Source organism: Thermoanaerobacterium thermosaccharolyticum DSM 571, from assembly GCF_000145615.1.
GTDB lineage: Bacteria > Bacillota > Thermoanaerobacteria > Thermoanaerobacterales > Thermoanaerobacteraceae > Thermoanaerobacterium > Thermoanaerobacterium thermosaccharolyticum.
The window spans coordinates 2,569,899-2,593,497 of sequence record NC_014410.1 but is presented as its reverse complement, the minus strand read 5'-3'; the positions used below and the strand labels follow the sequence as shown (position 1 = coordinate 2,593,497).

At 34.2% G+C, this 23,599-nt stretch carries 23 protein-coding genes and 1 pseudogene; 23 read left to right on the top strand and 1 reads right to left on the bottom strand.

The window, feature by feature from the left end; translation table 11 throughout:
* From TTHE_RS12775 to TTHE_RS12685, 20 genes and pseudogenes are all read left to right on the top strand, one after another.
* Nucleotides 1-1,524 (top strand): DHA2 family efflux MFS transporter permease subunit, encoded by a 1,524-nt coding sequence (locus TTHE_RS12775; RefSeq protein ID WP_013298983.1) that lies wholly within the window; start codon nt 1-3, stop codon nt 1,522-1,524.
* Nucleotides 1,525-1,545: 21 nt separating this feature from the next.
* Entirely contained in the window at nt 1,546-2,256 is a 711-nt protein-coding gene (locus tag TTHE_RS12770; RefSeq protein ID WP_013298982.1) for an HlyD family secretion protein, read from the top strand.
* A gap of 36 nt (nt 2,257-2,292) precedes the next feature.
* Nucleotides 2,293-3,537, top strand: a complete 1,245-nt coding sequence (locus tag TTHE_RS12765) for an efflux RND transporter periplasmic adaptor subunit (protein WP_013298981.1) — start codon at nt 2,293-2,295, stop codon at nt 3,535-3,537.
* Between the two features lie 201 nt (nt 3,538-3,738).
* Nucleotides 3,739-7,188 (top strand): glycoside hydrolase family 10-like protein, encoded by a 3,450-nt coding sequence (locus TTHE_RS12760; RefSeq protein WP_013298980.1) that lies wholly within the window; start codon nt 3,739-3,741, stop codon nt 7,186-7,188.
* Nucleotides 7,189-7,299: 111 nt separating this feature from the next.
* Complete coding sequence (locus TTHE_RS12755) at nt 7,300-7,650, top strand: SMR family transporter (RefSeq protein WP_013298979.1); 351 nt, start codon at nt 7,300-7,302, stop codon at nt 7,648-7,650.
* A 67-nt stretch (nt 7,651-7,717) separates the two neighbouring features.
* Complete coding sequence (locus TTHE_RS12750) at nt 7,718-8,386, top strand: PHP domain-containing protein (protein ID WP_049774937.1); 669 nt, start codon at nt 7,718-7,720, stop codon at nt 8,384-8,386.
* Between the two features lie 127 nt (nt 8,387-8,513).
* A complete protein-coding gene (locus TTHE_RS12745) occupies nt 8,514-9,407 on the top strand; it encodes a decaprenyl-phosphate phosphoribosyltransferase (protein WP_013298977.1) in 894 nt (297 codons plus the stop codon).
* Nucleotides 9,408-9,420: 13 nt separating this feature from the next.
* Nucleotides 9,421-11,286 (top strand): hypothetical protein, encoded by a 1,866-nt coding sequence (locus TTHE_RS12740; protein WP_013298976.1) that lies wholly within the window; start codon nt 9,421-9,423, stop codon nt 11,284-11,286.
* Nucleotides 11,287-11,328: 42 nt separating this feature from the next.
* Nucleotides 11,329-11,484: a hypothetical protein gene (locus TTHE_RS14265; RefSeq protein ID WP_013298975.1), complete on the top strand. Its 156-nt coding sequence runs from the start codon at nt 11,329-11,331 to the stop codon at nt 11,482-11,484.
* A gap of 144 nt (nt 11,485-11,628) precedes the next feature.
* On the top strand, nt 11,629-12,306 hold the full coding sequence (locus TTHE_RS12735) for a response regulator transcription factor (protein WP_013298974.1): 678 nt from the start codon (nt 11,629-11,631) through the stop codon (nt 12,304-12,306).
* The gene (locus TTHE_RS12730) at nt 12,303-13,679 is read left to right on the top strand and encodes a sensor histidine kinase (RefSeq protein ID WP_013298973.1); all 1,377 of its coding nucleotides are present in this window, start codon (nt 12,303-12,305) and stop codon (nt 13,677-13,679) included. Before TTHE_RS12735 ends, TTHE_RS12730 begins: the two co-directional genes overlap by 4 nt.
* An 85-nt stretch (nt 13,680-13,764) precedes the next feature.
* A pseudogene (locus TTHE_RS12725) lies at nt 13,765-14,639 on the top strand (Rpn family recombination-promoting nuclease/putative transposase).
* A 400-nt stretch (nt 14,640-15,039) separates the two neighbouring features.
* The gene (locus tag TTHE_RS12720) at nt 15,040-15,621 is read left to right on the top strand and encodes a Uma2 family endonuclease (protein WP_013298972.1); all 582 of its coding nucleotides are present in this window, start codon (nt 15,040-15,042) and stop codon (nt 15,619-15,621) included.
* A gap of 151 nt (nt 15,622-15,772) precedes the next feature.
* Complete coding sequence (locus TTHE_RS12715) at nt 15,773-16,507, top strand: hypothetical protein (protein ID WP_223814667.1); 735 nt, start codon at nt 15,773-15,775, stop codon at nt 16,505-16,507.
* The gene (locus TTHE_RS12710) at nt 16,440-17,006 is read left to right on the top strand and encodes a hypothetical protein (RefSeq protein ID WP_231292669.1); all 567 of its coding nucleotides are present in this window, start codon (nt 16,440-16,442) and stop codon (nt 17,004-17,006) included. Before TTHE_RS12715 ends, TTHE_RS12710 begins: the two co-directional genes overlap by 68 nt.
* A complete protein-coding gene (locus TTHE_RS12705) occupies nt 16,984-17,394 on the top strand; it encodes a GtrA family protein (protein ID WP_231292668.1) in 411 nt (136 codons plus the stop codon). Before TTHE_RS12710 ends, TTHE_RS12705 begins: the two co-directional genes overlap by 23 nt.
* A 121-nt stretch (nt 17,395-17,515) precedes the next feature.
* Nucleotides 17,516-18,223 carry a glycosyltransferase family 2 protein gene (locus TTHE_RS12700; RefSeq protein WP_013298970.1) on the top strand — a complete coding sequence of 236 codons (708 nt, stop codon included), beginning with the start codon at nt 17,516-17,518 and terminating at the stop codon, nt 18,221-18,223.
* Nucleotides 18,224-18,234: 11 nt separating this feature from the next.
* Entirely contained in the window at nt 18,235-18,609 is a 375-nt protein-coding gene (locus TTHE_RS12695) for a DUF2304 domain-containing protein (protein WP_013298969.1), read from the top strand.
* Nucleotides 18,606-18,944 (top strand): EamA family transporter, encoded by a 339-nt coding sequence (locus tag TTHE_RS12690; RefSeq protein ID WP_013298968.1) that lies wholly within the window; start codon nt 18,606-18,608, stop codon nt 18,942-18,944. Before TTHE_RS12695 ends, TTHE_RS12690 begins: the two co-directional genes overlap by 4 nt.
* Nucleotides 18,945-18,953: 9 nt before the next feature.
* On the top strand, nt 18,954-20,138 hold the full coding sequence (locus tag TTHE_RS12685; RefSeq protein WP_013298967.1) for an ArnT family glycosyltransferase: 1,185 nt from the start codon (nt 18,954-18,956) through the stop codon (nt 20,136-20,138).
* Here the strand turns inward: TTHE_RS12685 and TTHE_RS12680 are convergent, their stop codons facing one another.
* Nucleotides 20,139-21,071 (bottom strand): hypothetical protein, encoded by a 933-nt coding sequence (locus TTHE_RS12680; protein ID WP_013298966.1) that lies wholly within the window; start codon nt 21,069-21,071, stop codon nt 20,139-20,141.
* 359 nt (nt 21,072-21,430) lie between these two features.
* On the opposite strand from TTHE_RS12680, the gene TTHE_RS12675 reads away from it, so the two are divergent.
* Genes TTHE_RS12675 through TTHE_RS12665 form a run of 3 tightly spaced genes read left to right on the top strand, consistent with a single transcriptional unit; the run spans nt 21,431 to nt 23,591 of the window.
* Nucleotides 21,431-22,255 carry a DeoR/GlpR family DNA-binding transcription regulator gene (locus TTHE_RS12675; protein WP_013298965.1) on the top strand — a complete coding sequence of 275 codons (825 nt, stop codon included), beginning with the start codon at nt 21,431-21,433 and terminating at the stop codon, nt 22,253-22,255.
* On the top strand, nt 22,203-23,138 hold the full coding sequence (gene pfkB / locus TTHE_RS12670; protein WP_013298964.1) for a 1-phosphofructokinase: 936 nt from the start codon (nt 22,203-22,205) through the stop codon (nt 23,136-23,138). Before TTHE_RS12675 ends, pfkB begins: the two co-directional genes overlap by 53 nt.
* A 3-nt stretch (nt 23,139-23,141) precedes the next feature.
* Nucleotides 23,142-23,591, top strand: coding sequence for a PTS sugar transporter subunit IIA (locus tag TTHE_RS12665; protein WP_013298963.1), 450 nt, complete (start codon nt 23,142-23,144; stop codon nt 23,589-23,591).
* The last annotated feature ends 8 nt before the right edge of the window (nt 23,592-23,599 follow it).

Here is a 23,599-nt window from a genome sequence, read left to right as displayed (position 1 = left end):
ATGGGCATTGAAGCTAATAATAATGGTTCTAGCTCGTGGGTACTTATCGCTCTAGTTTCGCTAATAGGCGCGTTTATGTCTATTTTAGATTCAACCATTGTTGATGTGGCGATAACTACTATTATGCATGTATTCAGTACTAATACAACTACTGTTCAATGGATAGTTACCATTTACATGTTAACTTTAGGTGTGGTTGTGCCTTGGAGCGGATGGATGGGAAATCGCTTTGGCCTTAAGAAAATCTACATATTTTCGTTAGCTATATTTACGTTAGGATCAGCATTATGTAGTTTAAGTTGGAATATCAATTCTCTGATTGCAGCACGAGTAATCCAAGCTTTAGGCGGTGGTATGATAATGCCTACTACTATGGCCATGATATCAGAAGCTGTTCCTAGAGAGAAATTTGGTAGCGCCATGGGGATATTTGGCATCTCCCTTATGATGGCACCTGCTATAGGGCCAACCTTAGGAGGCTATCTAGTAGAATATGTTGATTGGAGATGGATATTTACAGTAAATATACCTATAGGTTTGTTGGGAGTGTTGCTGGCATTTTTTATTTTACCAGAATTCAAAGGAAATGATGATGCTGGAAAAGTAGATGTAGCCGGTGGTATTACATCCAGTATTGGTCTTTTTTGTTTGCTTTTAGCTTTAAGTAAAAGCAGTGATTGGGGATGGGGAGATGAGAAGACAGTATTGCTTTTGTACACAAGTGTTGTAGCTTTAGGACTTTTTGTATATCTTGAGCTTACATGTGAGCATCCACTTTTGAATTTGCGAGTTTTTAAATACCGAAATTTTACAATGGCAAATATTATACTGATTGCAGTTACAATAAGCCTTAATGCTGGTGTTTTTTATGTATCTCTTTTCCTTCAGAATATAAGAGGTTTAGGTGCAATGCAGGCAGGGATGCTGCAGATGGCTGCAGCTCTCGCATCGGGGCTATTGATGCCTGTAATTGGTGCGTTGTATGATCGCATAGGACCAAAGTTCATTGCTTTTGCAGGATTATCTGCATTTTTGTATGCACAGTATTTGTTTCATCAGTTGAGTTTAGATACTCCGTTTAATCTCATTAGACTTTGGCTCATATTTAGAAGTGTTGGAATGTCATTTGGCATGATGCCTGCCCAGACTGCCGCCTTGGCAGATATTCCGCCTGAGATGGCTGGTGAAGCATCTGCTATTAACAATATTATCTCACGTGTTTCAGGCTCTTTTGGCATTGCTGTGTTGACATCTATTATTAACAATAGACAAACAATGTATGCAGAAAGATTAGCAGAGCACATAAATTCAAACAATATGGCATTGTCAAATTTGCTAAATAAATTAGGCGGTTCATCTACTCTTGCATATGAAGCATTGCAAGGCTTAGTCAGTCAAAATTCTTACGTGAAAGCAATTGATGATATGTTTATTATAATGTGCATCATGACAATACCTGCAATTTTCCTTTCACTGTTTTTAAAGAAGGGAAATAAAAAATCGGCTCATATGAGTGTCGAGTAAAATTGATGAGGAGGGTTTAAAATGAGCTTTTTAAAGAATAAGCGTTCAATCGTTGTTATAATAGTATTAATATTAGCTCTTTTAGGTGGCGGATTGATTGCTTACTATTATTATTATGAATCGCTGAACTATGTTGCTACTGATAATGCACAGGTGACAGCAGATATGGTCACAATCACACCAGAAATAACGGGTCGTTTGGTAGAATGGAATGTAGAAGAAGGAGATACTGTTGATTCTGGTCAAGTCATTGGTAGGCAAAGTTTAGACAGTACGTTGACATCTTCATCAACAAATCCACAGTCACTAAGTTCTACTGCTGGTGTAATGGCATCAAAACTTGAAATAAAATCCCCAATTAAGGGAGAGGTTATAGAGTCAAATGCTGTTGTAGGTCAGCTTGTAAGTCCTAGTTCATCTCTCGCGGTAATTGCGGATACGGATGATGCTTATATAAAAGCCAATATAAAAGAGACTGAAATACGCAAAGTAAAAATAGGTGAGAAAGTCGATGTAAATATTGACGCATATCCAGGAAAGACATTTGATGGAACTGTGGCAAGCATTGGGTATGCGACGAATTCAGTTTTTTCGCTTTTGCCAAGTCAAAATTCAGGTGAAAATTATATAAAGGTGACACAAGTAATTCCAGTAAAAATAGTGCTTACTGATGGACAAAATGTGAAACTAATGCCTGGAATGAATGCAACTGTAAAGCTTCATGTCAGGTAGATGTTTAATTTTCTGTATTTGTGAGGAGGGGAAAAAATGAAAGGTTATATAAAAAGGTTTTTGGCTGTTGTCTTGATGGCAGGCTTAGCATTTGACTTGTCAGGATGCAGCATAAAAACGCAAAGCTCTAGTGATAAGATACCTGTAAAAGTCATGGCTGCTTCCAGTGGGAAGCTTAACAGCACTATTGTTGTAAATGGTTCATTAACGCCTAATAAATATGCTGATGTTTCCAGTAAATTAGCAGGCCAAGTTATTGCTGTAAATGCAGATGTAGGTGATAAAGTAAAGGCAGGACAGCTTTTGGTTCAGATTGATACTAAGGAGCTTAAGGCTCAGTTACAACAAGCTGATGCATCTATAGCAATGGCAAATAAGCAGGCAGAAGCTGCAAAAGTAAGCATTCAAGCAGCTCAACAGAATGTGGAAGCTGCAGAGATAAAAGTTAATTCTGCGAAAGTGAGTTTGGACGATGCACAGAAAAATTATGACAGAGTAAAATCTTTGTACGATGCTGGTGCGGCGTCGCAGAGTCAATTGGATGCGGCAGATACTCAACTTAAGCAAGCTCAAAATCAATATAATGCGGCTTTAAACCAGTATGAATCAGCTAAGACGCAAGTGAATAATGCTCAGAAACAGTATGAAATATATACAGGACCTGCATTGCAACAGGCGGAAGCAGCAAAAAATGTTGTTCAAGTACAAATGACAAATAGTGATATATATGCTCCATTGGATGGAATCGTGACGAATCGTAATATACAGCCAGGAGAGTTAGCAACAGCTGGAACTCCACTTTTGACAATTGCTGAGACTTCTACTCTTAAAATTGAAGGAACGATAAATGAAGACATAGTTCCACTTCTGCGTGTAGGACAAAAAGTTCCAGTTGTAATAGATGCATTTCCTGATAAGCAATTTCAGGGCGTGATTTCTCAGATAGGTCCTGTAGCGACAACCACAGGCCAGATCTTTCCGATTGAGATTGCAGTAACGAATCCAGGGGAGTTAAAGCCTGGTATGACTGCTAAAGCTATGCTTAGCCTTACTGGATATGAAGGTATCGTGGTGCCCGTTTCTGCTTTAAGATATGAAAGCGGTAAGACATATGTTTTTACAATAGATAATAAAGGCATTGCGAGGAAGAGAGTTGTTACTTTGGGATTGCAAAATGAAAAATATGTAACTATATTGGAGGGCCTATCAGCAGGAGAACGAGTGGCAGTTACTAATGTGAATGCACTTTATGATAAAGCGGCTGTAACAATTATAAAATAAGATATTGATTTATCATGTTACATAAGATTATGGAAATGATCAATTTTCATAATCTTGTTTTTTCTTTTTTTATTTTTCGACAAAATAAATGCAAATGTATGATTTTATGATATAATTACTTATATGGATTAAATTGTATTTAAATTTGCAGTGCGAACTGTATTTTAAACTAATAAAAGGGGGTATAGTAACTATTTAACTATGCAAAGAAAAACTTTATCACTAATATTTTCTGTAGCATTTTTTCTAAGTTTTAATATTAGTCACATATTTGCTGCTGCTGGAGCTATGACGGATATGACTGGTTCAAATACACCATCAGGAGTAAATACAAATACTGTAGCGAATGATGTATATAATCTACCTGAAAAATATTTTAAGGTTGATGATATAGTAGTGCCGATAGATGGTGTAAATAAGGATAGACAGGAAGGGGAAGTTATAGTCTATACACCATCGTATGGAAAATCGACAAATACTAATCAGTGGGGTATGGAGATAACAGTAGTAAATAACGTTGTTAAAAAAGTCACAAAACCTGATTATGTTACTCCAAACAATTCAAGCATACCTGACAATGGATTAGTTGTATCAATACATATTTCTAATCCTGAGTTCAATAAACTTCTTGATACAGTAAAAGAAGGAGACAAAGTTGAGGTTGTTTTAGATAATTTTAATACTACTGTGGTATGGAAGATAAAATATGACGCAATAGATCCTAGGACATATAATGATAATCCTTCTGGATATGGTACTCCTGGTATGAGAGGAACTAATCAGCTCATTGTGTATGATAGCTTATATGGTGAAAAAACAGGAACTAATGACTATGGTTATGAAGTTACAGTAAATAAAAATGGGGAAATTGTATCTGTGGGAGGAAATAATTCTGATATACCAGATGGTGGCTTTGTTATATCAGGTCATGGCACAAGTGCAGAATGGCTTATGAAATATGCATTACTTGGCTCTACTGTCACGATAGATAAAACAAACAAAGAGGTAATAATAAAGCATATGCCTATGTCATATGTGGACGAAGCCGAGTATAAGCTTAATATGGTTGAAAACAACCTAATCGATGATAAAAAGGAATTTAAAAATATTCCGTATGATGATGTACAAACAATAATAGATAATGCGAAAATAAAGTTAAATAATGCCAGGACTTACTTAAACAATGGATCATATAAAGAAGCAGAAGATGTATTGAAATCACTTGATGATGACATCAATAAAGCAATGTATATGTCGTTTGCATCAGAGAAAGTAGAGAGTCGAGCTGTCTGGATAAGGCCAAAAGAGAAAAATCTTGATGAAGTTGTGAGAAATCTCGATATGTTGAAGAGTATAAACATAAATACTATATATCTTGATACATTTTGGTCTGGATATACCATATATCCTACAAACAGTAAATATACAAGTCAGAATCCTATATATGGCGGTTTTGATGTACTTGACGCATATATAAAAGAAGCCCATAAAAGAGGTATGGTTGTATATGCTTGGACAGAAAATTTCTTAATAGGGACATCTGATGTTTCTGATGGTGGACCTATAAAAAAAGAAAAGCCTGAATGGCTAATGGTAAGTCGCAAAGGCTATAACTATACATTGGATAAATATGGGATAAAATATTACTATCTTAATCCTGCGATTCCAGAAGCGAGGGATTTTCTGTCTGAACTATACAAAGAAATAGCGTCGAAATACGATATAGATGGAATACAGTTTGACTATATAAGATTTCCAAACTCAAATGATTATTCTAACGATTTCGGATATGATGATTATACAAGAAATCTTTTTAAACAATATGCAGGAGTAGATCCCAAATATCTTAATGTCAATAGTGACATGTGGCAGCTGTGGAATTATTTTAGGATGAATATTGTCAATACATTTGTGTATAGTGTTGTATCAGAGTTAAGAATGATAAAGCCAGAGATTAAAATAGCTGCAGACGTATGGCCAAATTATGACACCGCTCCATCAGACATTTTTCAGGATTCAAAGGATTGGACGCTAAAGAACTATATTGATACATTGAATCCAATGTCATACAATATGTCGGTTTCTCTTGTTGCTAACGACTTAAAAAATACATTGGATTTTGCTAGTGGTCATTCCAATGTTATTCCAGCTATTGGTACATTTATTGGTACTGATAATGTAACACTTTTAAAACAGATAGAGGCAATAAGGGATAACAATGCAAGTGGCGTCGGACTTTTTGAATTTGAATCATTGTTTAAAAATGGGTATGACACTGCACTTAAATCTGGTGTTTTTAGTACACCAGCAGTGGTTCCTGATAAAGATCCGGCTGTTTCAACTATAACTATACTTAATGATATTTTAGCAGATATTGATGGAATATATGTCAAATTCGGTGGAATGACGCAAAATCAAGCATATTCGTATAAAAACTTGATTAGTGGCATAGTTGATATTGCAAAATCTTCTATGACACTTGGGAATGCAAAAAATGTTATAAACAGTATTGATAATGCCATAAATAAGACAAATAGTGACAAAAGTCTTAATGCGAATGTTGCATCTAAATTGATAAATGATTTAGAGAGATGCAAAAATATTCTCAGCAGCTTTGCAGCAGATGAGGAATTTAAGTTGAATCATGTAATAGATGATATAAAAGTGGAAATACCAACAGTAGATTTAAGTAAGAGCAATATTGTTCCTATAAAAGTGAAAGCTTCATATAGCGATAATAAACTTGACAGTGTTTATCTTGACCCGTCTCAATACGATATATCATCAGATAATACTGCTGTAGTAGGAGTTTCAAGTGGTGCCTTAAGAATTAATGGAAATGGTAAAGCGAATATAAGTGTTAAAATAAAAGATAATCTTAATATTAAACCTGGGACAAATACAAAATTTGATTTTGTTATTGATACAAGTTCACTAAATCAATCAACCATATCGTTAAATGGCAGGTTAAGAGCAGTAAATCTTGATGGCAATGGCGTATTGCTAGATTGGAGCGGTAGTACTGTAAATCCGAATATAGCAGGTTATATTGTCGAAAGAAATGGCGAAGAGATAGCAAGGGTCAACAATACGAGCTATAAAGATATGACATGCGCACCTGGAGAATCTTATACTTACAAAATAGAAGCATTTGATACATCTGGTGGAATATTGGATACAAGCAATATGATAAGTGTCACGACAAAATCTAATGATAGTAAAAACAATTATATTTATCTAAGCGGCACTGCTAGTGCATATGGGAATATTGCACTATATAGAGTAGATGAGGCGAAATCATTAGATGTAATAAAAAATGCGGAAAGTGATGTTGTGATTAATTTTAATAGCAATGAGAATACACGTCTAAAAGAGATTATCATACCTGTGTCAGTCATAAATGAATTAAAGATGGCTCAAAGAAATTTGGTTATTAATACAGACGATTTGAAGATCACAATCTTAAAAGATTTGTTAAATATTGATAATGTGAATGGATATATATCGATTAAAATTACTAATAAAGGTACATCACAAAAGATAAATAATTTGACGCCTATTTCAAATATATACGATATAGAAGTGACGAAAAATGGACAGAAGGTGAGTATCCCTATGTCTGTAGTTTTAGTGACAAATGGTACGACATAAATTTTTTGACTTACATGCATTGTTTTACAATATTGATGCATGTAAGTCTTTTTTTATTATTATATGATATAATATTAATATATGTTGAACATTGATATGATGGAGGGCATCATGGTAACTATTTTGATCATAATAAGCGTTATATTAAGCGCATCGGCACAGATCCTTTTAAAATATGGCGTAAAAAATATAAGCATAACAGGTAGCGTTTTTCATATATTGGTACAATATATCAATGTATATGTATTATTGGGAATAATGAGCTATATTGGGAGTATGATTATATGGCTATATGTACTTACAAAAGTGGATGTAGGTTATGCTTATTCATTTACGAGCCTCGGATTTGTCTTAGTGATGCTTTTTAGTATACTTTTATTTGGCGAAAATGTAAATCTATTAAAGATTATAGGTACATTGCTGATAAGCTTTGGAATTGTACTTATTGCAAGAGGCAGGTAAGATGTGCTTAGTGCTATACTATTCATGCGGATGAATCAGCAATTTATGAAAGGATTGAATGTCCATTATGAAGCTGGAATTTCATGTTCACACAAATTATTCAAATGATGGTTTTTCAAAGGTTCCAGATTTAAAAAAAAGCCTTATGAAGAAGGGTATTAATATAGTTGCAATAAGTGATCATAATACATTAAAGGGTGCAGTAGAAGCGGAAAAATTATTTGGCGATGATGTCAGAGTAATCAAATGCGAGGAAATAAAGACGCAAGAAGGTGAAATTATAGGGCTTTTTTTAAGTGAAGAGATACCACCGCTTCTTCCTATGGATAAAACGATAAGATGCATAAAAGATCAGGGAGGACTTGTATGTGTCCCGCATCCATTTGACAGGATGAGAAAGTCAAAGATACACTTAGATGCATTGTACAGAATAATTGATGAGATAGACATTGTTGAGGTTTCTAATGCTCGGAATATATATCCACAAGATGATAAACTTGCACTTGATTTTGCAGACAAATACGGTAAACTAAAGATATGTGGGACAGATGCACATACTTTATTTGAGATAGGCCATACCTATGTAGAATTGGAGGACTTCAAAGACTCAAAGGAATTCATAAATAGTCTGAAAGATGCAAAATTGCATTTTAAAAGAAGTGGCATTTATGTACACTTTTTTACAAAGGGCAAGAAGTATTATAATAAATTATTTAGATCTAAGACTAATAATTAGATTCAATTCATAGCATAATGAAAATACCGAAATATTTTTTGCCTATATATTAAATGCCGTAACCTTATGTTCACTGCATATATAGTAATATGTGCATTATTAATTATTAAGTTAAAAGAAGGGTGAAATGAGATTGGAACATACTGTAAAGTATTCTACAATAGACAAATATAAGGGTTTAATAAAGCTTATGAGGCCAAAGCAGTGGATTAAAAACGTGTTTGTTTTAGCGGCTCTGATTTTCAGCAAAAAAATGTTTGACGTTTTATCACTTAAGGAGGCTTTATTTGCATTTATACTGTTTTGCGGAATATCATCCAGCGTTTATATAATAAATGACATAGCCGATCTTGAAAAAGACAGAAAACATCCTAAAAAGAGATTTAGGCCATTGCCGTCAGGGCTTGTTAAAAAGAGACATGCAGCAATATTGTTTTTTATACTTGCTTTGGCATCATTGATTTTATCATTTCTGATTAATGCAAATTTTGGCATAATTGTTTTAAGCTATTTCATAATAAATCTTGCATACACTTTTTACCTAAAAAATATTATCATAATCGATGTAATGGTTATTGCTGTAGGATTTGTACTGAGAGTAATTGCTGGTGCAGAGGCAATAGGCGTTGCAAGTTCACCGTGGTTGCTGCTATGTACACTTCTATTGTCATTATTTCTTGCAATTACCAAGAGGAAAAATGAGGTTATCGTCCTTGATAATAATGCAAAAAGCCATAGAAATGTTCTTGATGAATACAGTGTGAAACTTCTTGACAATATGTTATCTATAGTGACGTCATCAACCATAATAGCGTATTCCCTTTATACTTTTTATGCTGAAAAGGGTTATTACATGATGATAACGATACTTTTTGTGATATATGGTATATTCAGATATCAGTATCTTGTTGACAGTAAAACATTTGGAGGCAGTCCAGAATTGGCATTTTTTGAGGACAAACCTTTTCTTATAAATGGGATTTTATATTGCATTACTGTTATTTTGATATTGTATATCTAAAAAGGAGGATATCATGAGCTTTACATTAGGTCTTATATTATACATTGTTTCGACGTTGCTGGTAATAATGACATCCGTTAAATGGACGAAATGGATTAAATTAAGTAATACTTCTGATGAAATACTTACGTCTTTTCTTTTTTCAATAACAGAAATTCTTTTAATAAATATAGTTCTAGGAATATTGCTTAAAATGCTTTATCCCATATACTTATTTATTTTTGTTGCAGTTTTATTTATAGCTACATGCTTCTATTTGAAGGATTGGTCTTTTAATATAAAGCTAAAATCCATAATAAATTTTTTTAGGGATGTCAAATTTGGACCTCTTCTAATAATATTATCATTTATGACAATAATCGGTGTGATATGGGTGGTTTATATTACATTGATTTATCCGCCATATGGCACAGATGAGCTTATGTATCATCTTGTAGGTCCTGTTGAATGGATGAAACACGGCATGATATTCAATATTCATCAAGATTACATATCTCAGTGGATAAATTGGTATCCAAAAAATACGGAGATATTATTCTTATGGAATATGATATTCTTTAAAAGCGATGTTATTGTTGATGGAACGCAACTAATATTTGCACTGATTGGTATTATAGGAATTTATGGGATAGGAAGAAAAATTGGACTTAATAAATATTACTCATTATGTGCAGGGTTATTATTTTTCTTGACACCGATTGTATTTATACAATCAAAAACGGATTATATTGATGTTGCATTTTCGGTTATGGTGATTTTGTCATTAAATTTTCTTATACATTTGTATAAGGAATTTAGCCTAAAGTATGTATACTTGTTTTCACTGACTGTTGCATTTATGAGCGGCATGAAAGGTTCTGGACCTATTTACGCAGTTATTCTATTGACTTTATTATTTGTGGTCTTAATCAAACATAGATATGATGTTAGCTTTAAGGACTTAGCATACGGTCTATCTATATACATATTGTTTTCAATAACGCTTGGTGCATTTTGGTACTACAGGACATGGTATTTTTACGAAAATCCTATTTATCCATTTACACTAAGTTTTCACGGGATAACGATATTTAAAGGTCTTGGCACAGCTAAGCAAATCATATTTGACCCAAATCTTTTGCCTCAGATGAAAAATATGGGGTACTTTAAACAAATTTATTTTTCTTGGTATGAAAATTTCAATTTTTTAAAGGGATATTCTTACGATACTCGTATAGGAGGGTTTGGGGCGATATGGTACATTATAGCGATGCCTGCCATTTTGATATTTATTTTAAAATCAATAATAGATAGAAAATGGGTTAATATTTTTTTCGCCATTTCTACCGGAATACTATTTTTAGTTTCATCAGAAAACTGGTGGTCTAGATATGTTATATTTATTGTTGCACTAGGATATGTTGCTATATCTTACATTGTACAAAATGTTAAATTTACGAGAATTGTTGTGCCGATAATCATTGCGCTAGTTACGTTTAGCTTTGTAGTTTCTATAAAAGGTTATTTGCCAGTAAATATATCATCAAGAGAGACATTTTATGAATTGAGAAAAACACCTATTCTTGATAGAAGCACTTATATGGCAAACCCATTTTATGGGAATGATATGTCATTTTTAAAAGGCGTGAGAAACAAAAATATTGCATATTTTCTTCACGCATATATTTATCCATTATATGGTGAAGGGCTTTCAAATAACCTTTTCTATCTAGGTAATGTTAAAAATGAATCATCGTTTAAAGAATACATTGATAAAAATAAAATTGATTACGCAATAGTTGCTAAAGGCTCAATTTATGATAAGTACCTAAGAAATGACAGAAAGTTTACGTTAGTATATAATGGTAAGCAACATGATGTTTATAGATTAATTAAATAAGATAATCATCGAAATTTTATATATTGAGAAAGGGATTAGCAAATGAAATTGAGAATTGTAGATAATTTATTAGGGCTATTATTTCTAATGATGGTGACATTTTTAGCTTTTAGATATTTTAAAGATACATCAAAGTTTGATGTTTTAAAAGAGGCGCTAAATTTCATAAGTCATATTTTAAAAAGGGTGATAAGCTAACGTTAAATTTTGAGAGTTTTAATGTTTCACATATCTTTCACATAATCTCTTTAAAAATTCTCAATAATTTTATGATAAAATAGTAATTAAAATAAGATGTAATGTGTCTTTACAGATATGGCTTATAGTCATGAGGTGGTAAAATTGTCAAGAAATATATATCTTGTAGAGGATGAGAAGAGCCTAAACCTTCTCTTGCAGAAGTACCTTGAGAGGGAAGGTTACAGTGTTACTACATTTTTTGATGGAAGTACTGCTATGGATAGGATAAAAGATTTGCCAGATCTATGGATACTTGATATAATGCTTCCTGATGTAGATGGATATGAGCTTATAAAAGCTATAAAGGACCATAACAAATCGACGCCTGTCATATTCATGTCTGCCAGAAATGAAGAGCTTGACAGGGTAGTAGGCTTAGAGCTTGGAAGCGACGATTACCTTTCTAAGCCTTTTTTGCCTCGTGAGCTTGTCATTAGGACAAACAAGCTTATGGAGAGGATACACGGAATAGAAGAGGATGGCAGCGATGACATTATACAAGTAGGCGATTATACATTGAGTGAGAAGCAAAGGACTGTTTATTTAGGTGAAGACGAGATACAGCTTACAAATAAGGAATATGAGCTTTTCTGCTACCTTGTGAAGAATAAAAATATCGTCGTGTCGAGAGACCAGATTTTGAACAATGTCTGGGGTGAAGACTACTTTGGCTCTGACAGGGTTGTTGACGACACCATAAGAAGGCTTCGGAAGAAAGTAGATAAGTTAAATATAGAGACCGTATATGGTTACGGTTATAAACTGGTGTGTAAATCATGAAAAAGATATTTAGATTTCGTTCGCTGGCAATGAGAATATGGATGACATTTACTGCTGTCATACTTATCATAGTGTGCAGCTTGTCGATGCTGTACATCTTTGCTTACAGGAGGGTAGAGGAAAACAATAAGATACAGGATTTAAAGGTTTCACATGAGATGCTTATGAAAAATGAGAATTTCGATAATCCTTTCAATAATTTCAGCAGGCTTAAAAATTTAAAGGGTGGAGACAACTTCATTGTGGATTTTGATACAGCTAATAGACCGTTGATCATAGACATAAATCACAGAGAACCACCACCAGATATTCATTCGCCATCGTTTAATTCACTTGGGGTTAAGCTTTGGATGTCCAGCTTTATAAAAGGCGGAAACATGAATGAGAAGCTTTATAGAGAAGTCTACGACAATATGGAGTACTTCTTTATAATAAGCACAGTAAATTACGACTCGTCTAATAAAGCTTATCTTGTATCGTATGTGCCAAATATCGTTGATAACACTATTCTTTATCTTGTAATTGCTGTAGGAATAATATTCATTATAATAGGATTTTTTACATCCATAATTGTGGCTGGATACATTGCAAAACCCCTTAAGAAGCTTGAAGAGTACACAATGAGGATAGCTCACAAAGATTGGAAGGAGCCTATAAACTTAGATAGGGAAGACGAGATAGGTATGTTGGCCAACTCCATGAATATGATGCAGAAAGAGCTAAAAAGGGCAGACGAAGAAGAAAAGATGTTTTTGCAAAGCATATCACATGATCTAAAGACGCCAGTAATGGTTATAATGAGCCATGCGGATGCCATAATAGATGGTGTGTATATAGAGTCTTTGGAGAAGACGGCTGAGATAATAAAAGATGAGGCGATACGGCTTCAGAAGAAAATAAATCAGATGCTTTACCTGAATACACTTGATTATGTACTGGAAAATAACAGCAGAAATGATTATATAAATATGAGGGATCTTTTGACGCAAATAATAAGCAGGTTTGAAGTCATAAAAAGCAGTATAGAGTGGGATTTGGACGTAGATGATATAATAATAAAAGGTGACGGGGATAAGATTGAGGTATGCATCGAAAACATACTTGACAACGCTATAAGGTATGCAAATGAGTTGATACGAATAACTTTAAAGAAAGATAATAAGTATGCGGTGCTGGACATATACAACGATGGACCTAATATAGATGAAAAGCATGTAGGCCGTATATTTGACAGAATGTACAAGGACAAGACGGGAAATTTTGGGTTAGGACTTGCCATATCGAAAAAGATAGTTGATTTTTATAAAGGTGAGATTACAGCAGTAAATAGAGAAAAAGGTGTAAGCTTCATAATAAAATATCCTCTAAAATAAAAAATGGAGTTTGATGCAAATCTATTCTTCTTTAGTTTTATATGATATAATGATTATGAGAAACTAAAGAAATGGAAGGAAGAATATGAGCCAAAAATACGATATTACGATGAAAAATATTTTTTCGGATATGGCAGATGACATAATGAGTTATTTTCTGGGGCTACAATACACAAAGATTGATGAACTAAATATAGAATTTGCAAGAGTCGAGAGAAGAGACAGCGACATGATATTCAAATGCACTACTGACAAAGGAAATGTGGCTGTGCACATAGAATTTCAATCAGAAAATGACGGAAAAATGCCTTACAGAATGCTTAGATATTCCCTGGAGATAATGGAAAAGCATAATCTCTTACCATATCAAGTAGTCATATATATAGGAAAAGACAATATGAAAATGGAAAATGGCTTAAGCTACAACTTTGGAGAGCAAAACACATTAGACTATAAATACAAGATAATAAACGTTGGTGACATTAAATTTACTGATGTTTTAAAGACAGATTATTATGATTTATATTCACTTCTACCATTGATGGACCAAAATAGAAGGAAGGAAGAAGGAGAAAATATCTTGAAAAGTGTGTTGAAGCAATTAAAGACATTCCTATAGATATAAACAAGAAGAAAGACATAGCGTTTAAAGCAGAGATATTGTCAGGGATAATATTTAAAAAAGAAGTTATTGAGAGAGTTTTTTCGGAGGTGGTAAAGATGTTTAGGATTGAAGAATCAGAAACATACAAAATGATAATTGAGAAAGGCATAGAAAAAGGCATAGAGAAAGGTATCAAAGAAGGCATTGAAAGAGGTATAGAAGAAGGTATTAAAAAGGGTGCAAAGGAAGAGAAAATTGCAATAGCTAAAAAATTATTAAAAAATGGTATGCCTATCGACAAGATAGCAGAGATCACAGAATTATCAGAAGATGAGATAAAAAAATTGATGAATTAGAAATATTTTACTATGCTTTTAACGAAGGCTTGAAAGAAGTCTCCCATCCTCTATAGGTGGGAGATGAATTTCTATTGTTTTCCATAACATTATATGCTATAATATTATCAGGAGTAAAAAGTAAAGACAATTAGGCATAACAGCCTAAGAATAATATTTTTGTAGGGAAGGTTCCTCCCGAAATTACGCCTATGGAGATTGTGTAAGACCTGCTGTGAATAACAGTAGGCAACGGTCTATGAAGTAGGAAGCTTCATCCTCTATAGGATGGAGTAGGTTCACAAAGCATGATGTGTAATAGGTAAGAAATCATCATGCTTTTTTATTATATAATTTACGATAAGTGGTATAATTATTATAAAGTATTCGGATAGTTTTGTTATTAAAAGAGGTGAAAAAAATGGCAGTTGCAGATAAAGATGAACATATAAAATACACATATAAAGATTATTTGAGCTGGGCTAATGATGAGAGATGGGAGCTTATAGATGGAGTTCCGTATAATATGAGTCCATCACCGACGCGGAAACATCAGAAAGTTGTAGGAGAATTGTTTGCCTCTATCCATAATTATCTAAAAGGAAAAACTTGTGAAGTTTACAGCGCTCCATTTGATGTAAGATTGTTTGCTGAAAACGTTAGTGATGATGATGTGACAAATGTAGTTCAGCCTGACATAGTGATAGTGTGTGATCCAAGTAAGCTGGATGATAAAGGCTGTAAAGGAAGCCCAGATATGATTATAGAGGTAGTTTCTCCTTCAACATTAAAGAGAGACTTAAAGGAAAAATTCTATTTGTATGAAAAAGCAGGGGTAAAAGAGTATTGGATCGTATTTGCTGATGAAAAAACTGTACTGTCTTACTATTTAGGTGAAGATGGCAAATACAAAAGACCTGAAGTATATTCAGAAGAAGATAATATAAAGGTCAGGATTTTTAAATCATTGGAAATTCAATTGAAGGATATCTTTCAGAATTAAATGTAAGGTGTGGTTTTTGTGTGAAAAAAAGCAATCAGCATATGCTGATTGCTTTTTTTTTCACACAGAAATCACACATTTTTTTAATTTTTTTGCAACATTTAAGTCTTATAATTTTTATAGACACATTAAAAGAAAAGGAGAAAAGGCTATGGGCAAAAACGTGGTAAAGTACAGCTTGGCGTTTGTCTTGGTTTTGTCAGTGATTCTAAGTGTATACTCACTGTACCACTACAGTGGAAGCACGGAAGGGTTTAGAAGAAATTTCCAACACAGTTTCACACAAGGCAGCACAAACGGAAGTTGGGGCAGTGGAAACACAAATCAAGGTGTTTGGCAGAGGAGCAATCCGCCTCAAGGTAATGGACAAAGTGGGCAGTCCCAATGGCAGATGCCTCGTAGTAGAGGAGATTTTGGGGGATTTAGGGGGACATCATCAAAGTACGGCGTGTATATAATGGCATACTCGGCGATCGTCTTTTTGCTATTCATTTTAAGCTACTACGCTTTGAAGAATAAAAAATTGAAGTTGGACTTTCAAAACGATAAATTTATCATAGTGGCACTATTTTTGATAGGGTTTTTCATGCGGCTTTACATAGCTGCAACCATTGAAGGTTATTCAGGTGATATAGGGCTTTTTAGAAGCTGGGCACAGTCTGCATCACAGGACATCTTAAACTTTTATAAAAATACTCCAAGCTGTGATTATCCGCCACTTTACATCTACGCTCTTTACTTAATAGGCAAGATAGCCTCAATCGGAAATCTATCACATTACTACAATGTGTTTTTGAAGTTTCCATCGATTTTAGCTGATGTTGCGTCATCTTACATCATATACAAGATTGCTAAAAAGCCTTACAAATGTAGATATACCTGTTGATACAGGTGATTTTCGCTTGATAGATAGAAAAGTATGCGATGTAATGGACTCCATGACATCCATAAAAGAGAAAAACAGGTATATAAGAGGACTTGTAAGCTGGGTAGGTTTTAAGCAAATCGGTGTTGAATATGTAAGAGACCCAAGGTTTGCTGGTGAGACTAAGTATACATTGAAGAAAATGCTTAAGCTTGCTATGGATGGTATTACATCATTTTCCTATGCACCACTTAAGCTTCCACTATATATTGGGATTTTTTTGACAGCAGCAAGCGTGATCTATTTTATAGTTGAGCTTATACTTAGAATTGTTGGAATAAAAATATCCATCGTTAATACAGTCATAGCAGTAAATATCCTATTAAGTGCCATAAACTTTGTAGTCTTAGGCGCATTTGGAGAGTACATCGGCAGAATATATGACGAAGTAAGGGATAGACCGTTATACATTATTACGAAGAAAGTAGGGTTTGATGATGAAGATGGAAAAACAAGATAAAAGAGACAATAGGAAAAACGGTTTATTGGAGTTTGTAAAGTTTAATTTAGTCGGCATTGTAAATACTTTAGTTGACTTTGCAGTCTTTACAGTCCTTACATTTTTTGGGATGCACTATATGTTATCTCAAGTTATATCATATAGCTGCGGTGTTGTAAACAGTTTTATCATGAATAAATATTGGACGTTTGGTGCAAAGTCGACGCCGCATGGAGATGAGATATTGAAGTTTATCGCAGTAAATGTAGTGTCACTGGGGGTATCCCTTACTGTCCTTTATCCATTAAAGCCACAGTTAGGTGTATTTTCTGCTAAAATAATTGCTACATTGTTTTCAATGATGGTAAATTTCTTAGGTAGTAAGCTTTGGGTCTTTAAAAGGGCTTAAGTAGCGCTTGTTTATTGAGCAGCGCTTTTTGTTACATTATAGTAAAAATTTTACAAAAATTAGATTATGAATAAATGTATGATATAATATATGTGAATATATATTATGGGAGTTGAAAAAGTTGCCAAAAATAATTGTCATTGTACCTGCGTACAATGAAGAAAAGACGATTGACAGCGTTATTTACAATATAAAGAAGAATAAGGATGTGGACATACTAGTTGTCAATGATGGCTCAAGTGATAAGACGTCCTTGATTGCAAAAAATAATGGTGTCATAGTCATTGATCTCCCTTTTAATTTAGGGATCGGCGGATGTATGCAGACAGGGTATAAGTACGCCTACAAAAATGGATATGATATAGCGATACAGATCGATGCTGATGGACAGCACGACGCCAGATTTATAGATGAACTTATAAAACCCATATTGAATGATGAAGCTGATCTGGTGATCGGGTCACGCTATGTTGCAAAGACAAATTACAGAGGATCATACCTTAGGCGTACCGGTTCTCGCTTCTTTACATTTCTATTAAAAATATTGACAGGCTATGCAATATATGACTCTACATCAGGCTTTAGAGCTGCCAACAGAAAAGTCATCAAATATTTCAGTGAAAGTTATCCGCAGGACTATCCTGAAGTGGAGGTAATAGCTAAACTTAGCAAAATGGGCTTTAGGATGAGGGAGATACCTGTAGAGATGCATGAGAGGCTAGGCGGTCAGTCTTCTATAAACTTTAAACGATCAATTTATTATATGGTAAAGGTGACGCTTGCCATACTTGTGAATTGTATGAGCCGCAAAGAACATCAAAAAGCATAGGAGGTCTTTTTGTGTCTTTCAATGTATATACTTTTTCTCTTGGTTTTAGCATACTGTTTTTAATAATAATTGTGAGAGAGATTGTGAGAGGCAATCTATTAGAAAAGTACAGCTTATTTTGGATATTCTTCTCGATAGTTATGATTGTAATCTCAGCAAATTTGAGATTTTTGAATCTCTTAAGCAGGTTGCTCCACATATATTACGCCCCATCTGTCCTATTCTTGCTAGGACTTTTATTTATTATCTCATATTGCTTTCACCTTACTATGATAATATCAAAGCAATCTGAAAGCATTGTGAAGCTGACGCAAGAGGTAGCTATTTTAAAAAATATGATTGAATCAGAAAAAAATAAGGATTTAGAAAGGGGCAAAGATAAGTGATATATGTCCTTGTTGCAGTAAATGTGTTGCTTCTGGTGACGGGTCAAGTATTATGGAAAATCGGCATTGGAAATGCAGGTAGTCTAAAAGGTGTATTAATGTCCTTAATTTCGCCGTATGTTATAAGTGGAATAATAATCTATGCGATAGCAACCGTCTTGTGGCTTTATATACTAGCAAAGGGAAAATTCAGCATTGTTTATCCTCTCCAAAGTACAGCGTATGCTGTTGGAGTTTTTGTGGCATGGCTTATCTTTAAAGAGACAGTACCAATAACTAGGTGGATTGGTGTAGTACTTATTTTTGCTGGAGCATCATTAATTGCGCTACGATAGGAGGTAATTATGGATAGTAAAGCGAAATATGTATCGAAGAAGTTTTTTGTCATCGCTTCATTAGTTATAATCATCATCGTTGCTTTATACCTTCGGCTTCTTTTTGTCTACAAAGTTGTGCAGCCTCCCCTTTCAGGTGATGCCAAAAACTACGATATAATGGTGAAGCAGTTTTTGACAAAAGGTTTTTTAGGGTATATGTCAAATACGCCAAATGCGTATATTACTCCCGGATATCCTTTATTTCTTGCATTGATATATAAGATATTTGGGTTTTCTAATGGAAGTCCGCTTCAGGCTGTGAGAATCATACAGAGTATATTTAGCGTGCTGACGGTTCTTTTTATTTATCTCATAGGCAGAGAAATTAAAAACAATAAAGTTGGGCTTATAGCTGCATTCTTTTCAGCGATTTATCCAACATTTGTATGGGCATCCACTCTTATACTTACAGAGACTGTATATACTTTTACTTTTATGGTGTATCTGTATCTGCAGATTATAGCGTATAAAAAACCCGGGATATTTGTAAATGTCATGACAGGTGTCTTTTTTGGATTGTCCATTTTAATAAGACCTGCAGCTGCACCAATTATTGTGATACCATATATTTTAATGTACTTTAAGTTTAAAGATATAAGGTATACACTGAAAAACTTTTTGTATGTATTGCTTGGATTTACAGCTATAATGATGCCGTGGTGGATTAGAAATATTGTTACGCTTCACAAGCTGATTTTACTTGCGTCGCAGACCTGGAATCCCATGCTGGGTGGCGCATTCCCTTACTTTAATGGAATTGATCATGTGCCACAGAATATACGCTCTACCATGGATGTCATCAAATTTATCGTCAAAGGTTTTGAGAAGAGCCCGATTTACTACTTTAAATGGTATACCATCGGCAAATTTAATATAATCTTTGGCAGCATGTGGTACGATCTTGATTTAAAGTATCAATATTTGAGGAATTTATATCTTCTCCACAGCTTTTTGATGGCGATAGGTTGGCTTGGAGCATTTTATTCTCTTAGGAAAGATGAAATACGCTTTATAGGCATATATGCTATCATTTTGACATTGATTCAGCTCATGTTTATTCCGACAAACAGGTATGCATTTACCATCATGCCTCTATTGATCCTTCTTTCATCGTACGTCATTGATAAGTTGCTGTTTGATAAAAATCTTTAATCAAGGGGTGCTTTTTCTTCTTGAAACCTCTAAAAGCTTCTTTTCAAGTTCATCGATGTCGTATTTTCTCTGTGGATATGAATTAAAATAATTTCTAGGTGCTGCATATGATACTGCAGCATCTTTTAATAATGACTTATCTTTAAGGTAGTTTTGTATCACTTTCTCTAAAAACTTTGCTGGATACTTTATATCTTTTCCCTTCATTCTGGACATGCATATTTTCATCTCGTCATCTGTAAGATTGTATTTTTGCTTAAGCATATCTTTATCTACGTATTTAGGTTGATTTTCATTTTTAGTATACGTCATATCATTGATATGATTGATAGATTTACTTTTAATATTAATATCTATCATATCATTCATATCTGATATGATCATATTGTCTTCACTTTTTGAAAATGGACTTGTTTCACCATTTAAGCTTTCATCATCTTTTTTAATATTTGAATTCCCATTTTCAATTATTGAATTTACGTAAGAATCTGTGCCGACATTTTCGACACCTGAAAAATCTGTAGATGTCATTTTTTGCCATTCATCGAATTCTGTTATTCTACCTGTTTCGTCATATTTATACGTGGTGCCTTCAATGGATGTATTTTGTCTTAATGTGTAGTATTTCTTTTGCCGCAATTTGTCCTTATTATCGACGTAGCACACCAAAAATCCGTCTTTTATGGCATTTTTCAAACTTTTGCTTATTATACCTGTAGATAAACCTGTGCCGCTGTCTATTCTTTCGCCATTCTCATATTTCCCTTTTTGAATTTCATCTATTGTCAGTTTTACAGGACTTATATTTCCATTTTTTATTGTATGCTTTGCAATGTACATTATGACTTTCAACTGTGAGCCGCTAATTGAAGCGAGGCTTTCAAAAAAGTTCATTGGGACTATTCCACATTCTTTTTCAAAACCATTTATCATTTTTTATTCCCCCATTTTCATTTTTAATATAATTGTCATGGAAAATATTATTAACGCTCACAAATTCCGCTTGTCTAATATATCATCGATTCTCTTCGCTTGTTTGGCTAACGCCGTCTATGCGTTGTTAGGGTTAGCTTTCGCTCATACGCCAAACTGCGCTTCGTTCATCGTGATATATTACGAAAGCTTCATTAATCGTTCGCTTATAATAATATTTTCCAAATTCACATTTATAATATAGTAAAAAAGTGAAAATCTTATATATGGGCGATTGACAAAAAAACATTTTCATTATATAATCATAAGTGAGCATAAATAATCAATAATTATCATCTATTTTGAATGGATGTGATTAAATGTTTGGCGAAGAGCGCAGGATGAAGATAGCAGAGCTCTTAAGCAAAGATAAAAGCATGACAGTGTCAGAACTTAGCGAAATATTAGGTGTATCAGAGTCAACCATAAGAAGAGATCTCAGAATGCTGGAACTTGACGGCTTTATACAGAGGACACACGGCGGTGCCATATTGAATACGCATACACATTATGAGCCATCTTTCGTGGAAAAAGAGGATTATGAGCTTCCATCGAAGATGAAAATCGGAAAAATTGCTGCGTCTCTAATCGAAGAAGGCGACTCGATAATACTGGACGCTGGCACTACCACATTGATGATTGCAAAATCTTTACCAGACATACATCTTACGGTTGTTACGAATTCGCCGTTAATTGCGATAGAATTATCAAGTTATCACAATATTGAACTTATTGTAACAGGTGGTATAGAGAGGCTTAATACAAAGGCGCTTGTAGGACCTATAGCTGAAATGGTAATTAGAAATTTCAAAGTAGATAAGGCTTTTATTGGTGCAAATGCGGTATCTTATGAAAACGGCCTTATGACTCCTGACATTATAGAAGCAAATACAAAAAAGGCCATGATTGATGTTTCGAATGAGGTTTACGCTGTTGTTGACCATACGAAATTTGGCAAGAAATCTTTCGTGAAATTTGCCGATATCGGTGATATAACAGCCATTATTACTGACGATGAACTGGACTATGAGATAGTGAAGAAGTATGAGCAGGTAAATGTGGATGTATTAAATTTTGGAAAGGATGTAGCAGATGATAACGACAGTGACCATAAACCCGGCGATAGACAGAACATTGATAATTGATGACTTTAAGGTTGGTGCGGTAAATAGGGTATCAAGGTCTATCATCGATGCTGGAGGAAAAGGGATAAATGTAGCTAAGAATTTAAAAAATCTGGGCAATGATGTGGTGTGCCTTGGCTTCATGGGGCCAAATGGGAAATACATTGAAGATGTACTAAATAAATTAGGAATTGAGTCTCACTTCGTGCCAATCGAAAGCGATATAAGGATAAATATAAAGATAATTGATGAGAAATACCACACGTATACAGATATAAATGAAGCTGGGCCAGATGTTTCTCGTGACGAAGTGGAGAAGTTAATTTCGAGCATAAATGAGCATGTCGATTTCTCAAATGTGATTGTTTTATCTGGTAGTTTACCACCAAGTGTCGACAAAAGGTTTTACGGATATGTTATTGAAAAAATCAAGAAAAAAGGCATAAAAGTTATACTGGATGCTGATGGAGATGCTTTGAAATACGGCATTGAAGCAAAACCTTACATGATAAAGCCTAACGTACATGAGCTTTCACAAATTGCAGGAAAAAAACTCGAAAGAAAAGATGAAATAATTGAAGAAGGCATGAAGATTATTGAAAATGGTGTTTCAATAGTTGCTGTATCAATGGGCGGCAAAGGCAGCCTTGTTTTGACAGACGAGAAGATATATTTTGTAAAGCCTATAAAAGTTGATGTAAAAGGTACAGTAGGTGCAGGTGATGCATATGTTGCTGGATTCGCTCATGGCATCTACAATAATCTGGCTATAGAAGAAACGATAAAGATGGCGTCTGCTGCTTCTACCTCAGTTGTCATGCGGGAAGGTACAAAAGCGTGTTCTTTAAAAGATGTAAATGAACTGAAAGAAAAAGTTGAAATTGGAATAATTGAAAGGGGATAAATAATGATAGAAGAGATACTTGATAAAGATATGATGATTTTCGACTTAAAGTCAAAGGATAAATTATCTGTCTTGAAAGAACTTATAAAACCGTTGGCAGCAAAAGGTGCAATTGATGACGAAGATAAATTCTTGGATGTGGTGTTAAAGAGGGAAGAAGAGTACTCAACTGGAATAGGTATGGGAGTTGCTATACCTCATGGGAAAAGCAGCTTGGTGAAAAAGGCTTCTTTAGTATTTGGAAAGTCGAAGGAGGGGATAGACTACAATTCGATGGATGGAAAACCAGCACACCTCTTTTTCCTGATTGCAGCACCTGAGAATTCAGACAATCTACATCTAAAAATTTTAGCTAAGCTTTCAAGGTCACTGATGCATGAGGAGGTGAGGGAAGAACTTAACAAGGCTGAGACTTACGAAGATGTCGTAAATGCTTTTAAAAAATATGAGTAAGGGGGATT

Bases quoted from the DNA above. Each gene is read 5' to 3' on its own strand.
- TTHE_RS12720 (WP_013298972.1), top strand. From the start codon at position 15,040: ATGGCAGTTGCAGATAAAGATGAACATATAAAATACACATATAAAGAT.
- TTHE_RS12770 (WP_013298982.1), top strand. From the start codon at position 1,546: ATGAGCTTTTTAAAGAATAAGCGTTCAATCGTTGTTATAATAGTATTA.
- TTHE_RS12680 (WP_013298966.1), bottom strand. From the start codon at position 21,071: ATGATAAATGGTTTTGAAAAAGAATGTGGAATAGTCCCAATGAACTTT.
- TTHE_RS12745 (WP_013298977.1), top strand. From the start codon at position 8,514: ATGAGATTGGAACATACTGTAAAGTATTCTACAATAGACAAATATAAG.
- TTHE_RS12775 (WP_013298983.1), top strand. From the start codon at position 1: ATGGGCATTGAAGCTAATAATAATGGTTCTAGCTCGTGGGTACTTATC.
- TTHE_RS12710 (WP_231292669.1), top strand. From the start codon at position 16,440: ATGTTGCGTCATCTTACATCATATACAAGATTGCTAAAAAGCCTTACA.
- TTHE_RS14265 (WP_013298975.1), top strand. From the start codon at position 11,329: ATGAAATTGAGAATTGTAGATAATTTATTAGGGCTATTATTTCTAATG.
- TTHE_RS12740 (WP_013298976.1), top strand. From the start codon at position 9,421: ATGAGCTTTACATTAGGTCTTATATTATACATTGTTTCGACGTTGCTG.
- TTHE_RS12750 (WP_049774937.1), top strand. From the start codon at position 7,718: ATGAAGCTGGAATTTCATGTTCACACAAATTATTCAAATGATGGTTTT.
- TTHE_RS12755 (WP_013298979.1), top strand. From the start codon at position 7,300: ATGGTAACTATTTTGATCATAATAAGCGTTATATTAAGCGCATCGGCA.
- TTHE_RS12665 (WP_013298963.1), top strand. From the start codon at position 23,142: ATGATAGAAGAGATACTTGATAAAGATATGATGATTTTCGACTTAAAG.
- pfkB (WP_013298964.1), top strand. From the start codon at position 22,203: ATGATAACGACAGTGACCATAAACCCGGCGATAGACAGAACATTGATA.
- TTHE_RS12730 (WP_013298973.1), top strand. From the start codon at position 12,303: ATGAAAAAGATATTTAGATTTCGTTCGCTGGCAATGAGAATATGGATG.
- TTHE_RS12765 (WP_013298981.1), top strand. From the start codon at position 2,293: ATGAAAGGTTATATAAAAAGGTTTTTGGCTGTTGTCTTGATGGCAGGC.
- TTHE_RS12760 (WP_013298980.1), top strand. From the start codon at position 3,739: ATGCAAAGAAAAACTTTATCACTAATATTTTCTGTAGCATTTTTTCTA.
- TTHE_RS12675 (WP_013298965.1), top strand. From the start codon at position 21,431: ATGTTTGGCGAAGAGCGCAGGATGAAGATAGCAGAGCTCTTAAGCAAA.
- TTHE_RS12705 (WP_231292668.1), top strand. From the start codon at position 16,984: ATGAAGATGGAAAAACAAGATAAAAGAGACAATAGGAAAAACGGTTTA.
- TTHE_RS12715 (WP_223814667.1), top strand. From the start codon at position 15,773: ATGGGCAAAAACGTGGTAAAGTACAGCTTGGCGTTTGTCTTGGTTTTG.
- TTHE_RS12685 (WP_013298967.1), top strand. From the start codon at position 18,954: ATGGATAGTAAAGCGAAATATGTATCGAAGAAGTTTTTTGTCATCGCT.